This window comes from Paraliobacillus salinarum, assembly GCF_014083865.1.
Classification (GTDB): Bacteria; Bacillota; Bacilli; order Bacillales; family Amphibacillaceae; genus Paraliobacillus; species Paraliobacillus salinarum.
This window is the reverse complement of record NZ_JACEFA010000017.1, coordinates 1-23,430: the sequence shown is the minus strand read 5'-3', so window position 1 is coordinate 23,430 and position 23,430 is coordinate 1. Positions and strand designations below refer to the sequence as shown.

Below are 23,430 nucleotides of genomic sequence, written 5' to 3'. Positions count from 1 at the left end.
TTCCTTGATCCATTTATTCAAGAACCAATTACCTAAAATTTCTGAAAAAATAAGATTACCAATCTAACTCATAGATTTGATTCTTAAACGGGTCGATTCGATTATCTTGAAAAAATGATTTAAGGTGTGCTTCATAGTTATGTTGATCGTCTAATAATTTTCGGTATTCTTCAAATATTCCCTCGTTATTTGGTTCGCCTACTGCTCTGTCAATAAAGTCCAACAGATGAATAGGTAGGATCAGACGAGCATATAACAAGCGCCAGCTAAAAATAGATAAAGGAGCTATCTGCTCATACTTTTCAAGAAAAAGCGCTACTTGTTTATGGCCATCTTCTTTCAAAAAATATGGTCGTATATGTTCTGCTATATCTCTCACTGGATGATCATATATAAATTGATTAGAAAATATAAATGGCTGATCCAATTGATCTGTGTAACGTTTAAATGTAATACACCCTTGATCGAATAAAGTAAACCTTGTTTCTTGATTCGATTCATTTAAATACTGAATCGCATTTTCTGTTAATCCTATCATATATGGAAATGTATCAATAAGTAATCGCTGATATCGCGTGACAGGTCGAGCTTGTAATTGTGATTGATAATACGCTTCATATAACATCATTTTTTTCTCCCATAAGTTCTGCCACTCTCCATAAGCAGTTGCATAGCTTGGTGAATATGAATAACTCTTACCTATAGAATGAAATGTAGCCAATCTAATCGGTGTGTCTAGTAATTCATAAGGATACTTCATTGCTTGTAATGCAATATAATGTTGACCATTTTCTTCTGTAATATATGTTCCATGTATATTCTTTATTGTTTTGGCGACTCGTAAATAATCCTGATCGATCAAATGATTAGCAAGCCATTCCTGCTCCATATGGACATGCTCCGTTTCAGCTGTTGGAACAATGAAATAATAATTTCCTTCAACATAATAAGCCTCACGATTTCCAATATTCACTAGCTTTCCATTAAAATATGGCACGTATTGATGTATAATATCCATTACATACGCTCCTTTCTGATGGTATACTTTACGTATCTACTCTTTAGAAAAGAACCGTTTCTATTCGTTTGAATGAGCTGTATAAGGGTATAGTAATAATAAAATGTTTGTAAATGAATGGTGGGATAAGTAGATGGCAAAAGAGAGAACAAGAACGGAACTAGAACAAAAGGCTAGAGATTGGCTGATTGAACGCGGTGTAACAATTAAGGATATTGGTGAGCTCGTATATTATCTACAAAGTAAATACCATGACCATTTAACAATGGAAAGCTGTATGTATAATGTAGAAAAAGTGTTAGGTAAGCGAGAAGTACAAAATGCGATTTTGACTGGAATACAATTAGATGTACTCGCTGAAAAGAAACAACTTGCTTCCCCATTACAAGAAACGATCGAGGTAGATGAAAGCTTATATGGAGTAGATGAGATCATTGCTTTTTCTATTGTTAATGTATATGGTTCAATTGGATTTACTAATTATGGTTATATTGATAAGCAAAAACCAGGTATTTTAGAAAAATTAAACGATAAATCAACTGGACAGTGTCATACTTTCTTAGATGATATCGTAGGAGCTATCGCTGCTGCAGCATCAAGCCGTCTGGCACATAGCGTTGCAGAAGATGAAGATTTAGACGAGGAATAGAAGAAGAAAGAAACAGGTTATGTTTTTAATCAACCTGTTTCTTTCTATTTGGTACTATTTTCAATAAATGCTTGTGCAAACGTTTCACACGTTTTTATATCTTCTATTTCTGGATAGAGTTCAATTTTTAATGTAGGAACTACGACATTAGCGCCACGCTCTTTCACTAATGTTTCAAATGAATCTATCGCACCTCCATAGAATGTGTACATGGAGTCACAAGAACCAAACAGCCCAAATGGAATCCCCTTTAAATCTACTTGTTCTATGGCATCATATATATCTTCCGCCTCGAATGGAAGATCTCCATCCCCATCTGTATACGTACCAATTAACACACCATCTGTATCAAATAACTGATCTATTTCAAATCCATCAAAGCCAATTTGATATCGCTTTACCTCTATTCCTTGTTTCTCGATATATGACTCAATGATTTCAGCTATTTCTTCTGTATTCCCTGTCATGCTTGCATATAAAATGGTTATGCTTTTCATATTGAGTCACTCCTTCTATCTTGTAAACATTCTCCTCACAAAATAATTTATTGTGAATTTAAAACACACCGACTATTTATCGATGCGTTTTACAATAAAGTATGCACAGCCAAAATTACAGTATTCATACAAATAGTCATCTGCTGTACTAAATTTTGTATCAAAAGTGGCTTTCGGATTTTGATCATCATAAAAGCCTTTTAATCGAAGCTGTTCATAGCCCCAATCTCCAACAATAAAGTCATACTTTGTTAAGATATCACTATATCTTTCTTCAAACGCCTTTTCATCAAAACCTGATTTACTCTCTTCAATTATTTCGTATGTTCTTCCTTGCACTTCAATCATATACTACTCTTCTCCTTTAAAACATCAAATGAGCAAATGATAAATACATGTGTTCATTTAGTTTATCATAATTTATATCGTCAAGACTATATAAATACCTAAAGTTATTATAATCATTTCAATTGCCTTTCTGGTTTTTTTTAACATTTGTTGTTTTCCTATTCTTGTACATACTAACTAATATGATATTGGAGAAAGGGGGCCAATAATATGTCCAAAAAAATCATACTTATATTTTGCATCATCTTTCCTTATTTTATTTCCCAGGCAATAGCTAATGAAAAAGAACCGGAAGAGAATACTGATAGATTAGCTATATTTAAAAAGATGGAAGCATTAACACATGTCCCGTGGTATTACTTAGCAGCAATTGATCAATACGAATCAAATATCAAAAAAGAGAAGGATGAAAGTAGATTAATCTCGATTGATATTTCTGAACCACTTTGGTTTGGTGTTACTAATCCTGATCACCTAACACAAACTGAAATCATACAAATTAGTGATGGGATTGGCCTAGATGGTAACGGTGATGGACTTGCAGAAATTACAAATGATGAAGATGTCCTTTATAGCATGGCTCACTGGATAACAAATTACGGAATAGCTGAACAAGATATTAAAATTGCATTATGGAATTATTATAACCGGGCACTTTCTGTCAAATCTATAGAACAGATTGCTACTGTGTATAAAACATTTGATACAATCAATCTGGAAGAAAGCGATTTTCCAATTCCTTTTCAATATAACTATACTTATCGAAGCACCTGGGGAGATGCAAGAGGTTTTGGTGGTAGAAGAATTCATGAAGGAACAGATATTTTCGCTAGTTACGGTACACCAGTTAAAGCCAGTCGATATGGTGTAGTTGAAATTGTCGGTTGGAATCGATTTGGTGGTTGGCGAATTGGAATTCGAGATATCTATAACACCTATCACTATTATGCACACTTGAATGGTTTTACAGAAGGATTATCTGTAGGTGATGTAATCAAGCCAGGAGATGTAATAGGTTCGGTAGGTTCATCAGGCTATGGACCACCTGGTACTTCAGGAAAATTCCCTCCACATCTACATTACGGAATGTATAAAGATAACGGGTATAGCGAGTGGTCTTTTGATCCATATCCTTACTTAAAAAGATGGGAAAGACAAGCTAAAAGTAAATAAGAAAGGGTGGGACAAAGTATTTTCTTAACATTGTTTCCACCCCTTTATTTATTTTGATTTAATAAATGCATAGGTAATACTAGCAGCTAATCCTCCCCAAATGATAACCGCACCTATGACAAACATCGCAATTGCTGAACTTGACATATAACTTTCACACCTTTCATTTACTTATTGTCTTGTTTGTTTGGCCATTTTTTAGTTGTCAATAGTGGGCCTAAGAATATTGCGCCTAAAGCGACTAGCCAACCATAGCTAAATATAAAATCATACGGGTAACCTCCGTAATTGACTTCTAAATCTGTACTTAAGTTTTGTAACATCATAAAACCTAAGACAACCGGTGTAATGACGCCAAGACAAAATCTCCACCAAGCTCCCAACTTTATATCTGAAACACCATTTGCATAGCTTTGTAAATCTTTTAGAGAGCGAGCAAACCACGCAATAGCTACAACTTCAAACAAACCAGCTAAAGCAACCCCATAGTTATTGATGAAGTAGTCTACTGTATCTAATAAATTCAAACCACCTTGATTTGCATAAAACAAGGATATAACAGCAGCCAGTCCTCCACCGACTGTAACAGCCACACCACGAGATACATTAAATTTCTCTTGAATACCTGCAATATATGTTTCTGAAATAGAAATTAATGAGGATAATCCTGCTAATAGTAAAGAAGCAAAGAACAGTACACCAAACAGTTCAGAAGCAGGCATTTGACTTATGATTTCAGGAAAGACCATAAATGCAAGACCTACACCCGATGTAGCAACATCAGCAATCGCCTGATCTGTTTGTGAAGCCATGAATCCTAAGGCTGCGAATACACCAATACCAGCAAGTAACTCAAAAGATGAATTCGCCAAACCAGTTATAAAAGCATTATTTGTAACATCTGATTTTTTAGGTAAATAAGATGAGTAAGTAATCATAATAGCAAATGCAATCGACAAACTGTAAAAAATTTGCCCATAAGCCGCTACCCAAACGGAGCCATCCATAATAGAAGACCAATCCGGTGCAAAGAATGCATCTAAACCTTCTAATGCTCCTGGAAGTGTAACTGCTCGTATAACAATAATAATAAATATAATTGCTAATAATGGGATAAAAATTTTATTTGCTGCTTCAATTCCTTTTTTCACTCCAAGTCCAAGGATGACAAAAACAACCACCCAAATTGCTAGTAGTGGAAATAAGACTGACGGAACCATAGACCCAAATGTTCCAGCTTCAGAAACTTGTAAAAAATCACCAACAAAAAATGCTGTAGGATCATCTCCCCAGCTTTGGCTGAAAGAAAAATAAGCGTACATCGCTGCCCAAGCAACAATAATTGGATAATAGGTTGAAATGACAAAAGAAATTGCAACTTGCCACCATCCAATCCATTCCATCCCTTTACTTATTCGGCTAAATGCGCGTGGTGCTGAACTTCGATATTTATGTCCTATTGTGTACTCCATAATTAGAAGTGGAATTCCAGCTGTTAATAAAGCGAATAGATATGGTAAGAAAAATGCACCTCCACCATTTTCATAAGCAGTAGCTGGAAATCGCCAAATATTCCCTAGTCCAATTGCCGATCCCATCGCTGCAAGTAAGAAACCTAAGCGCGTTCCCCATTGTGAACGATTTTCCATGTATAACTCCCCTTTTCTACTACAACATTCCAAATTAATAAAATTTTCAGATAATAAATAAAGTCATAAAAAAATGTGGAATGTTTTCAATTTTTATTTTTTTCTGATATTTATTGATTATAACTAGACTACCTACACATGTCAAAGAGATAATTATGACTATTTTGTGGATATGAATTTAATAAAATTAAAAAAAGTTGCCCTAATGATACATTCGGACAACCCTTTTATTATGTTCGTTTCTTATTAACTATTGATCCCAGTATAAACAAAAGAAGGACAATAACAACTATAGTGGCTAGCAGCGCAATAAACGTTTGTTGTGTTAATCCATATACAAGATACCCTACTCCAGCAGCTATAGCGCTAAGAAAAGCATACGGTATTTGTGTTAATACGTGATCAATGTGGTTAGAGCCTGCTCCTGTTGATGAAAGAATTGACGTATCAGAAATGGGTGAGCAATGATCACCAAACACGGAACCTGCTAATACAGCAGCCATGGACGGTAAAACTAAATTCACATCATACGTGATCGCAATTTGAGCCGCTATTGGTAACATGATACCAAATGTTCCCCAGGATGTTCCTGTAGATAAAGCCATAAAACCAGCAACAAGAAATAATAATATGGTTAAATAATCCGTATTGAAAGATAACTGCTCGACTACTTCAGCTAGATAAGCACCAGTACCAATTAAGTCAATAATTGAACCAATCATCCATGCAAGAATGAGAATATAAATAGCTGGTAACATCGATTTAATACCTTCTATAAAAATTAAAGTAGTTTTAGATTTAGAATTACCTTGGATTAAGCTTTGTATTAACGATGTAAATACAGCGGCTAATCCTCCTGCAAATAAGGACAAGTTTACATCAGTATTTGCAAATAAAGTGAAAATAGTTGCTTCACCTTCAGTAGCCATATACCCGGTTATCAACATAAAAACAACTGTAATGGTTACTAAAATACCAATAGGAAGTAATAGATGACGCATCTTCCCGTTCATATGTGGTGTTAATTTAGTCTTTAAGTCACCACTAATATTTCCTTTTGTCTTATCAAATAGTTCTCCAGTTTCCATAGCTCTTCTCTCGTGTTTGCGCATTAAACCAAAGTTTAAGTTAAACAGTGCTACAATAAAAACAGATATGATTGCAGCGAAAGCATAGAAGTTTAGCGGAATCATTCGAATAAATGCTTCAAGTGGTTGATATGCAGTTATCCCAGCCGCCGCGAAAATAGAGCCCAATGTACCAATAATATATGCTCCCCAGCTCGATATTGGTGTAATAACCGTAATAGGAGCAGAGGTTGAATCAATGATGTATGCCAGTTTTGCTCGAGATACTTTAAATCGATCGGTTACTGGACGTGCTACCTGACCTACAGCTAAACTATTAAAATAGTCGTCAATAAAGATTAAAATTCCTAATACAGATGGAATTAATTGCGCACCTCTTCTAGTTTTCACACGACGGATTGCCCATTCTCCAAATGCCTTACTACCACCTGATGCCGTCATAAATGCAGTGGTAATACCTAACAACAATAAAAAGATAAGTAAATATAAATTACCTAGATTCCATCCTTCATCAACAACATAAAAGATATCACGAAAAACTAGCCAAATTTGTTCTAAGCTAGCTATTATATCGAATTGATGCAATAAAAGGGCCCCTACAATAATACCAGTACCTAATGATAACAAAATTTTTCTCGTTAAAAGTACAAGCACAAGCATTAAAACAGCAGGGATTAGTGAATAGATTGTTCCCTCCACACCATTACCTCCTAAAAATTAATTAAAGAATCTACCCTTTTACTGTTTTTGGACATAAAAAAAAACAGTATTAGAAATAAACCTATTACTGTTTTTTGCATAATTTATAACATACTAAAGCTAAATAAATTATCCTTGATTCGATCAACAGCTCATCACGTGAAAGACATGACAGTATATTCCTTATTCAAAAATATACCAGTAAGGTAGCATTGACAACTGCTTTAACCCACTTCGGCAACATACCCCTTTCAACTATCTTCTTCGTTGTCAACTCCAATAGTTTACTCATTTTACATTGCGCCTCTATCTCATCGATCCGATAAGGTTCTTAATTCTTTTTTCCCTCAATAGTTTACCAATATAGCATGATTATTGCAAGGGTTGTATTGGGATAGATAAATTTGGATCTTCAAGGTTTCCATTATTATTGTAAAATTGAGGTACCTCGCCATTATATCCCCCACTCCCAATTGGTATTTCTTGTTTTATATGCGCTGTTTTTGTACCAAACGGAATGATGGTTCGTATTTCTACTTCAATATGTACGGTAGGTTCTATATGAATACTATTTATCTTCACTCCAGTTACCTTTGTCTCTACTTCTGTACTAACATAACCAACTAATTCAAGATTAACAGGTATTTTAGGCCCTAAATTTGCTAACAAAGGAAGATTCAATATTTGACCGAGGGGAATTTCTATCAAATTTGATTTTTGTTGGATTGTTTCTGAATTTGGTCGTTCTTGTTGTTCAATATCCACATCTAATGGTGCACTTGTATCAGGTACGACACCTTGCTCTAGCTGATGAATAAAGTTCTCTACACGATATTGAATATTACGTTGTACACGATTTTCCATAGCTGCGTTTATTCTGTAACTAACTACCTGCCCATCATTCCCATATTGGAATTCAATTAAATCTTCTACTTGTAAATCTTCATTTAATTTTTTATTCACTGCAATCCCCATTGCCATATTCGCATATTGTTTATTTTTTGTTTCAGCAATATCTAATAAAACTGGTTTAATCCCTTTATTTACAATAACTAAGCTAATTAATGTCATAATCACGAATAGAATTGCGGTTAAAAAAAATAAATGACGAATAGCAGGTGGCTTTCGATGACGTTTTATTCGAGTTTTTTTCCACACAAAAATCCCCCCTATCAGAGCATATGCACTGTATTAGAGAGGTAGACATGTATCTGTTATATTTAGATAGCGTAATCGATAACTGTTAGATTAAGTTCCTTTGATAAATCTATATCATAAGGCGGAATATTCCTATCTTGCTCTTTAATTACACGAACGATTGGTCTTTCGTACATAAGATGATTTTGTTTCACAACAATTGCGACACGATTATCATTTAAACGAATCGTTGAACCATTAGGAAAAACAGCAATTGCGTTTTTAAACGTACGAACAATTTTCTGATCATATAAGGAACCGCTTCCTGCATACAATATCTCTAGCCCTTCATGTGGAAGCATTGCATCACGATAAACGCGATTACTAGTTACAGCATCAAATACATCAGCCACCGCTAATATCTTACCGAATGGATGAATGTCTTTTTCTTTGATTCCTCTTGGATAGCCTGAACCGTCTAAACGTTCATGATGCTGATAAGCACAATGGGCAATTAATAATGGCAAAGCCGTTGATTGTCTTAAATAATTAAACCCCTTTTCCGTATGTGATTTAATTATCTCAAATTCTTCATTATTTAATTTACCCGTTTTATTTAATATCTCTTCAGAAATAAACATCTTTCCAACATCATGGAGCATTGCACCTAACCCCAGTTGGTGAATCTGTTTAGGAGGTAGCTTTAATTCTGTTGCAAGCGCTAGAGCATACATTGTCACGTTAACAGAATGGGTAAATACGTAATCATCACTAATTAAAATATCGGACATTACTGTTAAAACTTCTTGATCGTCTCTTAATTGATGAATCATAGAATCGACCACTTTTGACATGTTCTCATTCGTTTTGTCGATTAAGTGCAACTTATTTCCTGTTTTGCTATTTTGATAAGTTGCAAACGATTGTTTCACTGATTGGACAGCCTCAATGCGTAATTCTTCTGAAATAGGTGAGGGGACTAAAATATCTTCTGTCATCTCATCTTTTATATATACATAGGTAACCCCTAGTTCTCGCAAACGATAAATCATGCCCCGTGTTAATTGGACATTCTTTTGGATCAACACTTTGCCTTTATCATTAAATATTGGTTTAGCTAATTCTGAACCTTCTTTAATGGACCTCGTAGCAACTAATCTCATAACGTTCTCCTAACTAAAAGCAATAATCTAACTTAACTACCACAAATAGTATCAAATTTTTACACAATTATCTACATTTTTTTAGATAATCTGTGACTTTTTAATCATTTTTGTCACATTTTTTTAAAGTGTGTGCAAGTAAATCCCGAATAAACTCAGGTACAAAAAATGTTTTTGAAGATGAGCGAGCGACTTCTGGTAACAATTGACCAAATGTAAACATATCTGCTAATGCTAAGTTATAAGTCTTATTCATATCTAATGGATTTTGATTACAGGTTACTTTTTTTAACACTTCATTTCCTTGTTTATCTATCTGGGTATCGATGTTTAACCCTGCAAAAGCCATCTTCCCAATCACTTCACCCCGAAAGCCGTATCCTTCAACTTTCAATTCCATGAATCTTTTCGTTAAAACACCGCGAATGACTTCCGTTAATTCTCTACCAGTCAATTGAACAACACAAGGATTAATCGGGTGTGGGCAAATCCTATGAACATCAGCATAGTTTACGTCACCAATTGGTAATGTTTCTAGCAATAATCCTGCATTTAACATAGCGAAATCAGCATTTGTCCATGCTAATAAGGTATCTGTTAAACGCTGTAAAATTGGAGTAACTTGAAACCAATCGACTTTGAGCGATTGATGTAGCTTGGTTATCGGATCGTCCAACAACTGATTGGATTTATATATTTGATCGTGGATTAATTGCGCTGATTCCTTATTATCTGACAAATGGTCAATTTGTGTTGCATACGCTTGTTTTTTAATTAATTTTTTATTATCATGATCCCATGTTAGAATTACTTCTCCAACAAAGTAACCAAACTTTCCCGCCGCAGTTAAGATAGATTGATTGATTTCATGCCCATTTCGAAATAAATGATGGGTATGTCCACCTACAATCACATCGATCATTGGATATTTCTTTGCAATTTGTTCATCATCATTTATCCCAAGATGAGATAATAAAACGATGATATCTGCATGTTGCTGTAATTGTTCTATTTCTCGATCTAAGGCCTCATAAGGGTCTTCTATTGTCCATTGAAGTGGTTCATAGAAAGCATAAAAAGGTGCTGTAAGACCGATGATGCCTATCGTTAAACCTGAATCTGTTCTTTTGTAAGTAGTTTCCTGAAGCCAACTCGGATTATTTCCATCACTACTATGTAAATTTGCACAAACAACTGAAAAATCAGCATCATCATATAATTGATGCAAGCTATCATGGTTTAATGTAATTCCCTCATTGTTTCCTAATGTAGCAACATCATAATTTGCTTGATTTAATAAAGAGACATTCCCTTTCCCTAATAATGCCTCAGACATCGGATGCACGCGATCCATATGATCTCCATTATCTAATAAGAGCATCTGCTGTTTGTCTTTTAAGTGTTGTTCCCGCTTTTCCTTTATGAAAGAAACAATTTTGGGCCAATTTTTAAAATGACTATGTAAATCACTTGTATAATACAAAAATAACTTTTCTTCCATTTATTTATACCCCTTTAACCGGTTCCATTGTTTCTTAATTACTGATATGCGCTACTTCTCAGTATATTTTAATAGACATACTTTTAAAAGTATTATAGCCTGTTGGCCACTTTAAAGAAAAGAGCCCGATAGTTATCGGACTCCATTTCAGATTGTATTATATTAACCAATAGAACCTTCCATCTCGAATGAAATGAGACGGTTCATTTCTACTGCGTATTCCATTGGAAGCTCTTTTGTAAATGGTTCAATAAAGCCCATTACAATCATTTCAGTTGCTTCTTCTTCAGAAATTCCGCGACTCATTAAATAGAACAATTGCTCTTCTGATACTTTGGATACCTTAGCTTCGTGCTCTAATGAAATATTTTCGTTATAAATTTCATTGTAAGGTATCGTATCTGAAGTAGACTTATTATCCATGATTAATGTGTCACATTCTATATTGGAACGTGCTCCATCCGCTTTACGACCAAAGTGAACAATACCACGATAAGTTACTTTACCACCATGTTTAGAGATGGATTTAGAAACAATCGTTGAAGAAGTATTCGGTGCTAAGTGATACATTTTAGCGCCTGCATCTTGGTGTTGACCTTTCCCTGCTAATGCAATCGATAAAGTCATTCCTCTTGCGCCTTCCCCTTTTAGAATAACGGAAGGGTACTTCATTGTTAGCTTAGAACCGATGTTACCATCAATCCATTCCATTGTTGCATTGGCATCACAAGTTGCACGTTTTGTTACCAGGTTATACACATTGTTCGCCCAGTTTTGAATTGTAGTATAACGACAATATGCATCCTTCTTAACAAAAATCTCTACAACCGCACTGTGCAGTGAATTTGTTGTATAAGTTGGAGCAGTACAACCCTCAACATAGTGGACAGACGCGCCTTCATCAACAATAATCAATGTACGCTCAAACTGACCCATATTCTCTGAGTTAATTCGGAAATATGCTTGTAACGGTGTATCTGTTTTTACACCCTTTGGAACATAGATGAATGATCCGCCAGACCAAACGGCAGAATTTAATGCTGAAAATTTATTATCTGATGATGGAATAACTTTCCCAAAATATTGTTTAAATAAATCTTCATTTTCTTTAAGTGCAGTATCTGTATCTTTAAAGACAATGCCTAGCTCTTCTAAATCTTCTTTTAGGTTATGATAAACTACTTCTGATTCATATTGCGCAGAAACACCAGCTAGATATTTTTGTTCTGCTTCTGGTATTCCTAATTTATCAAATGTTTGTTTAATTTCATCTGGCACTTCATCCCATGAACGCTCAGAACGTTCTGATGGCTTCACGTAATAAGTGATTTCATCAAAATCTAATTCGGAAAGATCGCCACCCCACTGTGGCATTGGTTGTTTATAAAACTGTTCCAATGCTTTCAAGCGATAATCAAGCATCCACTGTGGCTCTTCTTTCATTCGTGAAATTTCTTCTACCACTTTTTTTGTTAGGCCTTTTTCTGTACGAAAAACAGAAACGTCACGATCATGGAAGCCATATTTATATTCTCCAACCTCAGGTGCCTTTTTAGCCATATCCTATCCCTCCTATTGTTTTAATTATTTATCTATCCCTTTTTCCATTGCTTTCCAAGATAAAGTCGCACATTTAATTCTTGCAGGAAATTTCGCTACACCTTGTAACGCCTCTATATCTCCTAAATCCATATCTTCTGTGTCCACATCATTTCCTAACATCATTTCAGAGAAAGCTTTAGACATATTTAACGCTTCTTGGGTTGTTTTACCCTTTATTGCTTGTGTCATCATAGATGCGGATGACAAGCTAATGGAACAACCTTCTCCTTCAAACTTAGCGTCTTTTACAATGTCATCTTCCACTAATAGATGTATCTGAATGCGATCCCCACAAGTTGGATTATTCATATCAATTGTTAGAGATTCTTGATCAAAAGAGCCGCGGTTGCGTGGATTTTTGTAGTGATCCATAATTACCTGTCTATATAACGTATCTAAATTATCAAAAGACATCACCAAAAAACTCCTTTGCTCTTTGTAAAGATGATATAAATCGATCGAGATCATCTTTTGTATTATACAAATAGAAACTAGCTCTCGCTGTTGCAGTAACGTCTAACCATTTCATTAGTGGTTGTGCACAATGATGGCCGGCTCGAACTGCCACACCCTCAGCATCTAGAACCGTTGCAGTATCATGAGGATGTACATCCACTAAATTAAAAGTGATTAACCCTGCACGATTTTCAGGACCGTATATTTCTATACCATTTATTGTTTTTAATTGCTGCATTGCATACGTAACTAGTTCTGTTTCATGTTTTGTTATGTTATCCATACCAATTGTATTAAGAAAATCTATGGCAGCTCCTAAGCCAATAGCACCAGCTATAATTGGTGTACCACCTTCGAATTTCCATGGTAGCTCTTTCCAAGTTGAATCGTATAAATCAACGAAGTCAATCATTTCACCACCGAATTCAACTGGTTCCATCTCTTCCAATAGTGCTTTTTTTCCATAAAGGACACCTATTCCAGTAGGTCCACACATTTTATGTCCAGAAAAAGCATAAAAATCACAATTTAATGCTTGCACATCTACTGCCATATGAGGAATAGCTTGCGCACCATCAACAACAATAATTGCTCCATTCTCGTGGGCAATGTCTGCGACTTCTTTGATTGGATTAATTGTACCTAACACATTCGAAACATGAGTCATTGCAACAATTTTTGTATTCGTTGTAATTGTTTCCTTAACATCTTCTAATGTTACTGTTCCATCGGATTGTAAAGGAATGTACTTTAATGTTGCACCAGTTACTTTGGCAACTTGCTGCCACGGTATGATATTGCTATGATGCTCCATTGGTGTTAAAACAATTTCATCACCAGGAGAAAGGTTCCTATTACCAAAACTATAAGCTACCGTATTAATAGCAGTAGTCGTACCTCGAGTGAAGATAACTTCTTCTGTAGAACGGGCATGAATGAATGCTCGAACTTTCTCTCTTGCCCCTTCATACTGATCCGTTGCACGTGATCCTAAAGTATGAACACCACGATGTACATTCGAATTATTTAATTGATAATAAGAGTTTATCGCTTCAATCACTGAACTAGGCTTTTGTGACGTAGCTGCAGAATCTAAATAAACTAAAGATCTCCCATTTATCTCTTGATTTAAGATAGGGAATTGAGAACGGATTGCTTTTACATCCATTAGTAAACTTTCCCCTCGATCACTTCTGTAAGCTGTTCACGTACAGATTTAATTGGAATTGCATTAACAACAGGTGCTAAGAAACCATGTATAATTAAACGCTCTGCTTCTTGTTGAGAGATTCCTCTACTCATTAAGTAATACAACTGAAGTGGATCAACTCTGCCTACAGAAGCAGCGTGTCCGGCAGTTACATCATCCTCATCAATAAGTAAGATAGGGTTTGCATCTCCACGCGCATTTTTACTTAACATTAGTACACGAGATTCTTGTTCAGCATTTGCTTTTGTACCACCATGTTCAATTTTACCAATACCATTGAAAATAGCAGAAGCGCTATCCTTCATTACACCATGCTGTAGAATAAGTCCATTAGATTGTTTTCCATAGTTTACAATTTTAGCAGTAAAGTTTTGTGTCTGATCACCACGTCCAACTGACACTGCTTTGGCATAGGAAGAAGAATGATCTCCAATTAAGTGTGTAATATTTTCAGAAACAGTATTACCGTCATTCATTTGACCTAATGCCCACTCAATATTCGCATCTCGATAAGCCACACCACGACGATTCATGTAAACCGTCGTTCCTTGCGCGAAGTTATCTACTGAACCGAAAGAAATAGAAGCATTATCGTGCGCAATAACTTCCGCTACAATATTAGCAACAGTTCGTTCGTCTTTATTGCGTGAAATATAGTTCTCCACATATGTTAAAGAGCTATTTTCTTCCGCAACAACGATCACATGATTAAATAACCCTAATTTATCGTCTTCTTGCCAAAAGATTGCTTGAAGTGGTTCTTCAATCACTACATTCTTAGGGACATATACAAACACACCGCCATTCATTAATGCAGCGTGTAGTGCAGTTAAACGGTGCTCATCAAATGATACAGCATCTTTCATATAATATCGTTGAACAAGATCAGGATACTTTTCTGTCGCAGAAAAAATATCAGTAAGAATAACACCTTTATCTACTAAATCTTGTGAAAGGCGTTGATAAGCTGTTGTTTGATTTCGCAAAATTACAATATTATTGTCTTTTTCTGTATCGACAAACACTTTAATATCATTTGGCAAATCTTGCAGAGAATCAATCACTTCTCCATCTGCATCATGTTCAAATGTAGAGAAATTCCATTTTGTAATATTTGTTTTATCCGGTTTCGGCATCTCTAATACATCCGCTTGCTCTAAAGCTTGTTGACGTAATGAATGCATCCATTCCGGTTCATTATGTTTTGCTGAGAAACCTTTAATATAATCTTTATCATAAGGTAATTTTGTTTGCACAGCCATCTAATCCCTCCTTACTGTACTATTATGCGTTATTTCCTACAGTTTCTTCTTCAATACCAAGTTCTTGCTTAATCCAGTCATACCCTTCAGCCTCTAGGCGCTCAGCTAATTCTGGACCACCAGATTTCACAACACGTCCTTGCATCATGACATGTACATAGTCAGGTGTAATGTAATCTAATAAACGCTGATAGTGCGTGATAATTAAGCAACCGAATGACTCATCACGTAGTTTATTGATTCCTTTAGATACAACTTTCAATGCGTCAATATCTAATCCAGAGTCAATTTCATCTAGAATTCCAATGGCAGGCTTAAGTAGCATTAATTGAAGAATTTCATTACGTTTTTTCTCACCGCCAGAGAATCCTTCATTTAAATAACGTTGTGCCATATTTTTATCAATTTCTAAATAATCCATTGCTTGGTCCATTTCTTTAATGAATTTCATCAATGGGATTTCATCGCCTTCTTCACGACGTGCATTAATGGAAGAACGTAAGAAATCAGAAGTTGTTACTCCACTAATTTCACTTGGGTATTGCATTGCTAAAAACAATCCAGCTTTAGCACGTTCATCTACTTCCATTTCTAAAACGTCTTCTCCATCTAGCAAAATACTTCCGCTTGTCACTTCGTATTTCGGATGGCCCATAATTGCAGAAGCCAACGTTGATTTACCTGTTCCGTTTGGTCCCATGACAGCGTGGAATTCTCCACCTGTAATTGTTAGGTTTACACCTTTTAATATTTCCTGACCTTCAATTTCAACATGAAGATCCTTAATTTCTAAAGTTGATCCAGACATATCGATACCTCCAACATTTAATTTATAGGAACTGAATAAATATCCTAGTCATTATCAGTTTATTCTCATTACAATCTTATACTATTTCGAATCTATAATCAACAATTTCAGCCATTCTTCAAGCTGGTTTACAAACTTATTAGTTTATAAAATAATTATTATTGCTAACATAGCATACTTAGCCACTTTCATACCTTGATAGATCAATGAAGTTTATTCCATTTACTAAAATTCTTGTGAAAAATCCCTCGTAACGTTATTGTTACGAGGGAAATGTTATTGATAGATATATTTATTAACGATGTGTTTGTTGCTCCATTTCTGCAACTATTTTCAAGCCTTTTCTATGGCTTTTTTCTCTTTTACGTTCGATCTCTAATCTTTTTTCTAAATTACGCCCATATTCAGCATATCCAACTCCGTGATTTTGTTGCATTGCTTTTTCCATTTCAAGTGTGTAATTTAAAGCTAAATTGTCCATGGTTTAAAATGAACCCTTCCTTTCTTGATTTGACAATATAATTTTAACACTTATAAAAAAATGGAACAAAGGAGCTGAGTAAACATTCAAAAGCATTTAAACTGACATAGACGCATTAAGATAATATAACTGGAACAGAGCTATCATACATCAATATCTCTATCATTTTATAGCAATTGCTTTACTTCTGTTTATTTAGCATCAACTGGAACAACTTCTCCACTATATGTTTCATTAATAAAATTCTTAATTTCTTCTGTTTGTAATACTTCTACTAAAGCGAGTAATGCTTCATTGTTTTCATCTTCGGCGCGTACTGCAATAATATTTACGTATGGTGATTCAGATCCTTCTACAAATAAAGAATCATCAACAGGAGAAAGTCCAGCTTCGATCGCATAGTTTGTATTAATTGCTACTAGCGCATCTTCTTCTCTTTCATACATTTCTGGTAAAACAGCAGCATCCACATCAGGTGAGAATGTTAAATCTAATGGGTTTTCCACAATATCTTCTACTGTTGCACTTGCTTTATTTACACTTTCATCTAATTTAATTAATCCTTCTGCTTCAAATAATGCTAAAATACGTCCGTGATCAGGAACAGAACGGCTAATAATAACTTCTGTACCTTCTGGAATATCATCTACTGAATTAATGCTCTTAGAATAAACAGCCATCGGTTCAATATGAATACCACCAAGGTTAACAAAATCATAATCAAAATCAGCAACTTGTGATTCAAAATAAGGAATATGTTGAAAATAATTGGCATCTAATTCACCATTTGATAGATCTTCATTTGGCAAAATATAATCTTGGTATTCTGCTATTTCTAATTCAATGCCTTTTTCTTTTAAAAGCGGCTTTGCTTGTTCCAACACTTCAGCATGAGGAATACTTGTTGCACCGACTTTAATTGCCGTCGTTTCATCGCCACCCTCAGCACTTTGTTTTTCGTCTTCTGAACTACATGCAGCTAAAACTAATGCGAACAAACCAACAAACAATAATAGTAATACCTTTCTCATTTCAATTCTCCCCTTTAGCTTCTTATTTTTTATTTTTTTCTTGTATAAAACAAGATTAAAATCATCTTTTGTCTAGCTTATTTGTTAAAGCATCCCCAATGAATTGGAAAATAAACACGATAATAACGATTAATATCGTACACATAAATACAACATCATATGACCGACGTTGGAAACCATAGTAATAGGCGTAATCACCTAAACCACCTGCACCGATGATTCCAGCTACTGCTGTATAGCCGATCAATGCAATTGCTGTTACAGTTAATCCAGAAACCAGCGCTGGTGTAGATTCTTTTAATAATACTTTAAAAATGATCGTGGATGTTTTTGCCCCCATTGATTTAGCAGCTTCAATAACCCCTTTATCCACTTCACGCAATCCAATTTCTACTAATCTAGCATAGAAAGGTGCAGAACCGATAATAAGTGCAGGCAGAGCTGCATTTGGTCCCCGTAATGTTCCAATAAGAAAATCTGTGAATGGGAACAATAACAAAATTAAGATTACAAAAGGAATGGCGCGAAACACGTTAACAATTGTAGCTACAATCAGGTTAATTATTTTATTTTGCCAAACCCCACCTGGTGAAGTTAAATAAAGTAGCAACCCTAACATAATCCCAAAAATAAATGTGCCGAGTAACGCTAGTAAGGTCATATAAAATGTCTCAATCATTGCTACAACCATATCTGACCATATAACATTAGGAAAAAGTTGACTCATCATGTTACTTCACCTCCACTTGTACAGATGTGGAAGTAATAAAGCTAATCGCTTCTCCTATTTCCTTATCATCACCTGTTATTTGAACAAACAATGTGCCATATGCACCGGACTGTGTTTGCTTCACATTTCCATGTAAAATATTTAAATCAACATCGAATTTTTTTGCAACTTGACTAATCGTTGTTTGACTTGCTGTTTCGCCAACGAAATGCAAACGCAAGAGCTTGCCTTGATCGATTTGATTTAAAATGGATTCATCGGCTAACTCATCATCTGGTTTACCCATTACTTGCTCAACAAATTTTTTGGTAACAGGTTGTTGTGGATGAGAAAATACATCCATGACATTTCCTTTTTCCACAACAGAACCATCTTCCATCACTGCAACACGATGACAAATTTTCTGAATGACGTGCATTTCGTGTGTGATTAAAATAATTGTCAAACCTAACTTTTCGTTAATATCAACAAGTAGTGACAAAATGGAATCAGTTGTTTCAGGATCAAGGGCGGATGTTGCTTCATCACATAACAGCACCTTCGGGTTATTAGCTAGTGCTCTAGCAATCCCGACACGTTGCTTTTGTCCACCACTTAATTGAGAAGGGTAAGCATCCTCGCGACCAGCTAAACCAACTAACCCAATTAATTCATCTGCTCGTTTTAATCGTTCCTGTTTTGATAAACCTGCAATTTCTAATGGGAACATAATATTTTCTCTTACTGTTCGTGACCACAATAAATTAAAATGCTGAAAAATCATTCCAATCTCTTGTCTTGATAGTCGTAAATCTTTCTTTGACAAACTTGTAATCTCTTGATTATCAATTGTGACCTGTCCGGACGTTGGCTCCTCCAGTCGGTTGATCAAACGGACGAAAGTACTTTTCCCTGCTCCGCTATAACCAATAACACCAAATATTTCACCCTTATCAATTGATAAATCAAGTGCATTAACAGCCTGAATCTCTGTGCTATTTGTTTGGAACACTTTTGAAAGCTGTTTAATTGTAATCATTTTACTCCTACTTTCTTTTTTATCATCCAAATTTTGTTTTATAACGAAAAAAGTGTCTTTCTGTTGTTGAGAACAGAAAAGACACTTAGTCTATTATTTATCTGTTCTCTCATCCGTCAAAGCATTCATCACTTTGCAGGAATTGGCACCATTTTAAACAAATAATTGTTTAACGGTTGCCGGGCTTCATCGGGCCAGTCCCTCCACCTCTCTCGATAAGAGATTCAATATTTATTATTTTTTAATTAATAGCCATGTTAGCATGATACGAATAGTCTGTCAATTGTTTTTTTAGTTGAGCATCTATATAGGAATGCTTTACAATAGTTGAATAAAATAAAAGACTGTTATGATATGCATAGACAGAATTACAATCCATTCGAAAGGGGTACAACATTGCAATCCGTTAATTTCACATTACCATATATGAATCAATCAGGTGATTTTCAACTAGCAGACTATAAAGGAAAAATTGTTGTTTTAACTTTCTGGGTATCTTGGTGTCCAGATTGTAGTGCTGACCTTCCCAAAAAAGAGCAATTATATCGTTCAATGGATGTAGAAAAGGTCAAGATGGTTACAATAAATGTGACAGGGAGAGAACGAAATGAAATCGATGGAATGAATTATTGCAATAAGTTTCTAACCCAACCAACTTTAAAAGATAGGGGTAGAGAGGTATATGATCTGTTTGGATGTGAGGGTGTGCCAGCTACTATCATTATCAATCAACAAGGTGAAATTTTCAGCTCATTTGGTGAGCAAAGTACAATGATGGAAGTCGTTACTGCTATAGGAGAACTTTTATAAATTGGCATGTTGATATTTCGACCACATGACAGCCATTTTCTCAATATCTTTAATCGAATAAAATACATGGTGATTACCATCTTCCAATTGAATAATGAGGCTTGGAACACTTTCAATTTTCTTTGCTTGCATAAATGTAGGAAATAAGACCGCGTTCATTTCATAAAAAAGAGATGTACCTGCTTGCTCTTCCATCTTTAACAGAATATCTTTAGCCAATTGGCATGTGCGACAAAAGGGACTATGGATAAAGATCAAGTTTTGTGATTGTTTTAAAATACTACTATTTTCTTGCGTTATTTGTTTCATCTACTACTCCTTTAAAGAAGATAAATGGGATTCACGTTAATATGCTTTTTCACTAATGCAGTTGCTAGCTCTACTTCTGGTGTCGCAGCAACTTCACGATATGCTTTATCAATATAAATTTGTTCGGCATGTGGAAGTTCTGCTGTTAATTGTTTGCGTAGCTTATGTCCTGATTCATCCTCGTCTACTAAAATGAATACATCACAATCATCTAATTGATAATCGTAAATGAGCTGCTCCATTTTTTCCACACCTAAAGTTCCGTTGGTGCATATGATCGTAATCGTGTCATTCACGATTTTCTCAATCTGACGTTTATCTGTTAGTCCTTCAACAATTAAAACGCGCTCGAAATCAGATGTGTAATCGTTCATTTCGACTCACCTTTTTCACAATAGTTTTTTTAATAAACAAGACATCCCTTGCTACACTGATATTGTAACAAGGGATGATTTTATTTATTCGTCTTCTTCAATCATTGCTTGATATTGATCTGCAGTCATAAGTTTTTCAATATCACTTGCATCATTAGGCTTAACGACAATCATCCAAGCTTTTTCGTAAGGTGATTCATTAACAAATTCAGGGCTGTCATCTAACTCTTCATTAACCTCAATCACTTCTCCGCTTAGTGGTGCATACAACTCAGATACTGTCTTTACTGACTCTACACTACCAAAAGGTTCGTTTTCTTGGATTGTATCTCCTGCTTCTGGTAATTCAACAAAAACAATGTCACCCAATTCATCTTGTGCGTGCGCTGTAATGCCAATTCGAAATGTTTCTCCCTCTACCTTAACCCATTCGTGTTCTTTTGAATAATGTAACTCTTTTGGAATACTCATTTGTAGGCCTCCTCGAATAGTATAATCATTTTTTATATGATAAAATTCACTGCCATGTTTGCTTATAAACGTCTTCTTTAAAACCTACCGTTACTTGCTTTCCATCTGTAGCGATTGGACGTTTTATTAACATGCCATCAGATGCTAACCATGTTAACTTTTCGTCATCTGTTGCTTGAGGCAGTTTATCTTTTAAACCTAGTTCACGATATTTTTGTCCACTTGTATTAAAAAACTTCTTTATTGGTAATCCGCTTAACTGAATCAAGTGTTTTAATTCTTCTTTTGTTGGTGGATTTTCAACGATATGTATTTGTTCATAGGCTATATTGTTTTCATCTAACCACTTTTTAGCCTTTTGACATGCACCACATTTAGGGTAAGCATAATACGTTAAACTCATAAACATCCCTCCTCTTTTCATTTTACAACAATGTAACTTGCAATCCAAATATTATATTTAAGTATATAGAAACCAGCAGGAGTTTGACCAGCATTTTGCTTGCTCGTTTTTTATGCATAGTATTGTGAAAAAAGCGCAAATTACTCATATAGCTATTTAAAAGGAGGATACATGATGCAACAACAAATGAATAATAGTCAAATGAATCAATCAAATCACATATTGCAACAACCGCCAACAATGGTGAGTTCAAAAGATCTCTTATATTTAACGGACATGATGTCATGGAATTTAAATGCAACGAAAAAGGCACACTTTTTTGCAAACCAATGTAACATACCTGAAATTAAAACTGTATTAGAGCAAGTGTGTCAAATGCACCAAAAGCATTATCAAAAAATATTACAGCATACAACCGGCCAACAAAATGGCATGTTGCAATAGATAGGAGGAATTTTTCTATGAATCAACAAAAAGTACAGAATCCAGAAACTCAAGTACAAAAAACGCCTGAAATGAACGATCGTGACTTTCTTAATGATATGCTGTCAACTGAAAAATATATGACACAATCCTATAGTACGGCATTAAACGAAGCGAGTAATCAAGCACTTTATCAAGATCTCTTAGCAATTTTCAATGAAACGCAAGACATGCAACGTACTTTGTATAATTTAATGTTCAAAAATGGTTGGTATAGTCTAGATAAAGCCGATCAAAACAGTGTACAACAAGCGAATCAACAATTTACAGGTTATACGAATCAATTTCCAGTTCATTAAAACAAAAGATTCACTTATTCATTTTCAAAAGGAGTTTATTGGAGATGCCATTTACAACGTTTCATGCGAAAGCAGAACTACAAAAAGGTGTTCAAGTCAAAGCAACATCTCGGAATTTTGAAATTACCGTTGATGAACCAAAAGAATTAGGCGGAACAAACACAGGTATGAACCCTGTCGAACTGACCTTATCTGCACTTGGGGCTTGTCAAGCAATAGTAGCTCGAGTATACGCTAAGAAATTTGATATTGATTTTGATGATCTTTGGATTGATGTGGAAGGTGATTTAGACACAGATGGTTTTTTAGGGAAATCAGATGTTCGACCTGGATATTCTGATATACGCTTTACCTTTCATATCGTTACAGATGCACCAAAAGAAAAAGTTGAGGGATTCGTTGCATTCATTGAACAGACATGTCCAGTCGCGGATACAATCATGCATCCAGTCAATGTGTCATTACATGATATTGTGATTGAAACGGATAAGGAATAAGCTTTTTAAAAAAGAGGCTGGGACAAAATAACATTTTGATGTGACCCCAAAAAGTTAGAGTATTATATTAAGCAGCTAATTGGCTGGTGTGAATTCGGTATTGAACTGGACTCATGCCTGCCAATTTTTGCTTTATGCGCTTATTATTATAATAATTGATATGTTCCTTAATTTTATTTTTTAATTCTTCAAACGAGCACAGTGCCTCTCCGTAATACATCTCTTGTTTTAGTAAACCAAAAAAGTTCTCCATGGGCGAATTAT

29 protein-coding genes and 2 riboswitches are annotated in these 23,430 nt (G+C 35.0%); of the genes, 6 read left to right on the top strand and 23 right to left on the bottom strand.

The genetic code is table 11. The features are described from left to right. Nucleotides 1–55: 55 nt before the first annotated feature. Nucleotides 56–1,018 carry a protein kinase family protein gene (locus HP569_RS12795; protein ID WP_182201566.1) on the bottom strand — a complete coding sequence of 321 codons (963 nt, stop codon included), beginning with the start codon at nt 1,016–1,018 and terminating at the stop codon, nt 56–58. Between the two features lie 133 nt (nt 1,019–1,151). Here HP569_RS12795 and HP569_RS12790 point away from each other — a divergent pair, with 133 nt between their 5' ends. Next, complete coding sequence (locus tag HP569_RS12790; RefSeq protein ID WP_182201565.1) at nt 1,152–1,667, top strand: phosphatidylglycerophosphatase A family protein; 516 nt, start codon at nt 1,152–1,154, stop codon at nt 1,665–1,667. A gap of 44 nt (nt 1,668–1,711) precedes the next feature. Here the strand turns inward: HP569_RS12790 and HP569_RS12785 are convergent, their stop codons facing one another. Continuing rightward, nucleotides 1,712–2,164: a flavodoxin domain-containing protein gene (locus HP569_RS12785; protein ID WP_182201564.1), complete on the bottom strand. Its 453-nt coding sequence runs from the start codon at nt 2,162–2,164 to the stop codon at nt 1,712–1,714. 72 nt (nt 2,165–2,236) lie between these two features. Beyond that, a complete protein-coding gene (locus tag HP569_RS12780) occupies nt 2,237–2,512 on the bottom strand; it encodes a YutD family protein (RefSeq protein WP_182201563.1) in 276 nt (91 codons plus the stop codon). 210 nt (nt 2,513–2,722) lie between these two features. On the opposite strand from HP569_RS12780, the gene HP569_RS12775 reads away from it, so the two are divergent. Then, nucleotides 2,723–3,685: a M23 family metallopeptidase gene (locus tag HP569_RS12775; protein ID WP_182201562.1), complete on the top strand. Its 963-nt coding sequence runs from the start codon at nt 2,723–2,725 to the stop codon at nt 3,683–3,685. Nucleotides 3,686–3,733: 48 nt separating this feature from the next. Here HP569_RS12775 and HP569_RS12770 read toward each other — a convergent pair whose 3' ends face one another. The 15 genes from HP569_RS12770 to HP569_RS12700 form a co-directional block, all read right to left on the bottom strand. Beyond that, entirely contained in the window at nt 3,734–3,832 is a 99-nt protein-coding gene (locus HP569_RS12770; RefSeq protein WP_182201561.1) for a MetS family NSS transporter small subunit, read from the bottom strand. A gap of 20 nt (nt 3,833–3,852) precedes the next feature. Next, nucleotides 3,853–5,334: a sodium-dependent transporter gene (locus tag HP569_RS12765; RefSeq protein ID WP_182201560.1), complete on the bottom strand. Its 1,482-nt coding sequence runs from the start codon at nt 5,332–5,334 to the stop codon at nt 3,853–3,855. 230 nt (nt 5,335–5,564) lie between these two features. Continuing rightward, complete coding sequence (locus HP569_RS12760) at nt 5,565–7,121, bottom strand: Na+/H+ antiporter NhaC family protein (protein WP_182201559.1); 1,557 nt, start codon at nt 7,119–7,121, stop codon at nt 5,565–5,567. 140 nt (nt 7,122–7,261) lie between these two features. Further along, a riboswitch (Lysine riboswitch) is annotated at nt 7,262–7,438 on the bottom strand. Nucleotides 7,439–7,493: 55 nt separating this feature from the next. Then, entirely contained in the window at nt 7,494–8,279 is a 786-nt protein-coding gene (yunB, locus tag HP569_RS12755; protein ID WP_246367224.1) for a sporulation protein YunB, read from the bottom strand. A 62-nt stretch (nt 8,280–8,341) separates the two neighbouring features. Beyond that, the gene (locus HP569_RS12750; RefSeq protein ID WP_182201558.1) at nt 8,342–9,421 is read right to left on the bottom strand and encodes an HD-GYP domain-containing protein; all 1,080 of its coding nucleotides are present in this window, start codon (nt 9,419–9,421) and stop codon (nt 8,342–8,344) included. Between the two features lie 100 nt (nt 9,422–9,521). After that, nucleotides 9,522–10,922: a bifunctional metallophosphatase/5'-nucleotidase gene (locus tag HP569_RS12745; RefSeq protein WP_182201557.1), complete on the bottom strand. Its 1,401-nt coding sequence runs from the start codon at nt 10,920–10,922 to the stop codon at nt 9,522–9,524. Between the two features lie 162 nt (nt 10,923–11,084). After that, nucleotides 11,085–12,482 (bottom strand): Fe-S cluster assembly protein SufB, encoded by a 1,398-nt coding sequence (gene sufB, locus HP569_RS12740; protein WP_182201556.1) that lies wholly within the window; start codon nt 12,480–12,482, stop codon nt 11,085–11,087. 24 nt (nt 12,483–12,506) lie between these two features. After that, nucleotides 12,507–12,938, bottom strand: a complete 432-nt coding sequence (gene sufU, locus HP569_RS12735) for a Fe-S cluster assembly sulfur transfer protein SufU (RefSeq protein WP_182201555.1) — start codon at nt 12,936–12,938, stop codon at nt 12,507–12,509. Then, nucleotides 12,928–14,148: a cysteine desulfurase gene (locus HP569_RS12730; protein ID WP_182201554.1), complete on the bottom strand. Its 1,221-nt coding sequence runs from the start codon at nt 14,146–14,148 to the stop codon at nt 12,928–12,930. Before HP569_RS12730 ends, sufU begins: the two co-directional genes overlap by 11 nt. Continuing rightward, the gene (gene sufD / locus HP569_RS12725) at nt 14,148–15,452 is read right to left on the bottom strand and encodes a Fe-S cluster assembly protein SufD (protein ID WP_182201553.1); all 1,305 of its coding nucleotides are present in this window, start codon (nt 15,450–15,452) and stop codon (nt 14,148–14,150) included. Before sufD ends, HP569_RS12730 begins: the two co-directional genes overlap by 1 nt. Before the next feature lie 22 nt (nt 15,453–15,474). After that, nucleotides 15,475–16,260, bottom strand: a complete 786-nt coding sequence (gene sufC, locus HP569_RS12720; protein ID WP_182201552.1) for a Fe-S cluster assembly ATPase SufC — start codon at nt 16,258–16,260, stop codon at nt 15,475–15,477. A gap of 295 nt (nt 16,261–16,555) precedes the next feature. Further along, a complete protein-coding gene (locus HP569_RS12715; protein WP_182201599.1) occupies nt 16,556–16,741 on the bottom strand; it encodes a YuzK family famiily protein in 186 nt (61 codons plus the stop codon). Nucleotides 16,742–16,932: 191 nt separating this feature from the next. Then, the gene (locus tag HP569_RS12710; RefSeq protein ID WP_182201551.1) at nt 16,933–17,772 is read right to left on the bottom strand and encodes a MetQ/NlpA family ABC transporter substrate-binding protein; all 840 of its coding nucleotides are present in this window, start codon (nt 17,770–17,772) and stop codon (nt 16,933–16,935) included. A gap of 61 nt (nt 17,773–17,833) precedes the next feature. Beyond that, nucleotides 17,834–18,502 (bottom strand): methionine ABC transporter permease, encoded by a 669-nt coding sequence (locus HP569_RS12705; protein WP_182201550.1) that lies wholly within the window; start codon nt 18,500–18,502, stop codon nt 17,834–17,836. Nucleotide 18,503: 1 nt separating this feature from the next. Next, a complete protein-coding gene (locus HP569_RS12700; protein WP_182201549.1) occupies nt 18,504–19,520 on the bottom strand; it encodes a methionine ABC transporter ATP-binding protein in 1,017 nt (338 codons plus the stop codon). Between the two features lie 106 nt (nt 19,521–19,626). Continuing rightward, nucleotides 19,627–19,742, bottom strand: a riboswitch (SAM riboswitch). Nucleotides 19,743–19,916: 174 nt separating this feature from the next. On the opposite strand from HP569_RS12700, the gene HP569_RS12695 reads away from it, so the two are divergent. Then, nucleotides 19,917–20,330 (top strand): TlpA disulfide reductase family protein, encoded by a 414-nt coding sequence (locus HP569_RS12695; RefSeq protein WP_246367214.1) that lies wholly within the window; start codon nt 19,917–19,919, stop codon nt 20,328–20,330. Here HP569_RS12695 and HP569_RS12690 read toward each other — a convergent pair. From HP569_RS12690 to HP569_RS12675, 4 genes are all read right to left on the bottom strand, one after another. Continuing rightward, nucleotides 20,325–20,639: a thioredoxin family protein gene (locus HP569_RS12690; protein ID WP_182201548.1), complete on the bottom strand. Its 315-nt coding sequence runs from the start codon at nt 20,637–20,639 to the stop codon at nt 20,325–20,327. The genes HP569_RS12695 and HP569_RS12690 overlap by 6 nt on opposite strands. 11 nt (nt 20,640–20,650) lie before the next feature. Next, nucleotides 20,651–21,013, bottom strand: a complete 363-nt coding sequence (locus tag HP569_RS12685) for a toprim domain-containing protein (RefSeq protein ID WP_182201547.1) — start codon at nt 21,011–21,013, stop codon at nt 20,651–20,653. An 84-nt stretch (nt 21,014–21,097) separates the two neighbouring features. Continuing rightward, on the bottom strand, nt 21,098–21,484 hold the full coding sequence (gene gcvH, locus HP569_RS12680) for a glycine cleavage system protein GcvH (RefSeq protein ID WP_182201546.1): 387 nt from the start codon (nt 21,482–21,484) through the stop codon (nt 21,098–21,100). A 46-nt stretch (nt 21,485–21,530) separates the two neighbouring features. Beyond that, nucleotides 21,531–21,887, bottom strand: a complete 357-nt coding sequence (locus tag HP569_RS12675; RefSeq protein WP_182201545.1) for an arsenate reductase family protein — start codon at nt 21,885–21,887, stop codon at nt 21,531–21,533. A gap of 174 nt (nt 21,888–22,061) precedes the next feature. Here HP569_RS12675 and HP569_RS12670 point away from each other — a divergent pair, with 174 nt between their 5' ends. Genes HP569_RS12670 through HP569_RS12660 form a run of 3 tightly spaced genes read left to right on the top strand, consistent with a single transcriptional unit; the run spans nt 22,062 to nt 23,166 of the window. Continuing rightward, nucleotides 22,062–22,331, top strand: coding sequence for a spore coat protein (locus tag HP569_RS12670; protein WP_182201544.1), 270 nt, complete (start codon nt 22,062–22,064; stop codon nt 22,329–22,331). 17 nt (nt 22,332–22,348) lie between these two features. Further along, a complete protein-coding gene (locus HP569_RS12665) occupies nt 22,349–22,669 on the top strand; it encodes a spore coat protein (RefSeq protein ID WP_182201543.1) in 321 nt (106 codons plus the stop codon). Between the two features lie 44 nt (nt 22,670–22,713). Continuing rightward, nucleotides 22,714–23,166 carry an OsmC family protein gene (locus tag HP569_RS12660; RefSeq protein ID WP_182201542.1) on the top strand — a complete coding sequence of 151 codons (453 nt, stop codon included), beginning with the start codon at nt 22,714–22,716 and terminating at the stop codon, nt 23,164–23,166. A 67-nt stretch (nt 23,167–23,233) separates the two neighbouring features. On the opposite strand, the gene HP569_RS12655 is transcribed toward HP569_RS12660, so the two are convergent. Next, a partial coding sequence (locus HP569_RS12655; RefSeq protein ID WP_182199027.1) for an IS3 family transposase occupies nt 23,234–23,430 on the bottom strand: 197 nt, incomplete at its 5' end.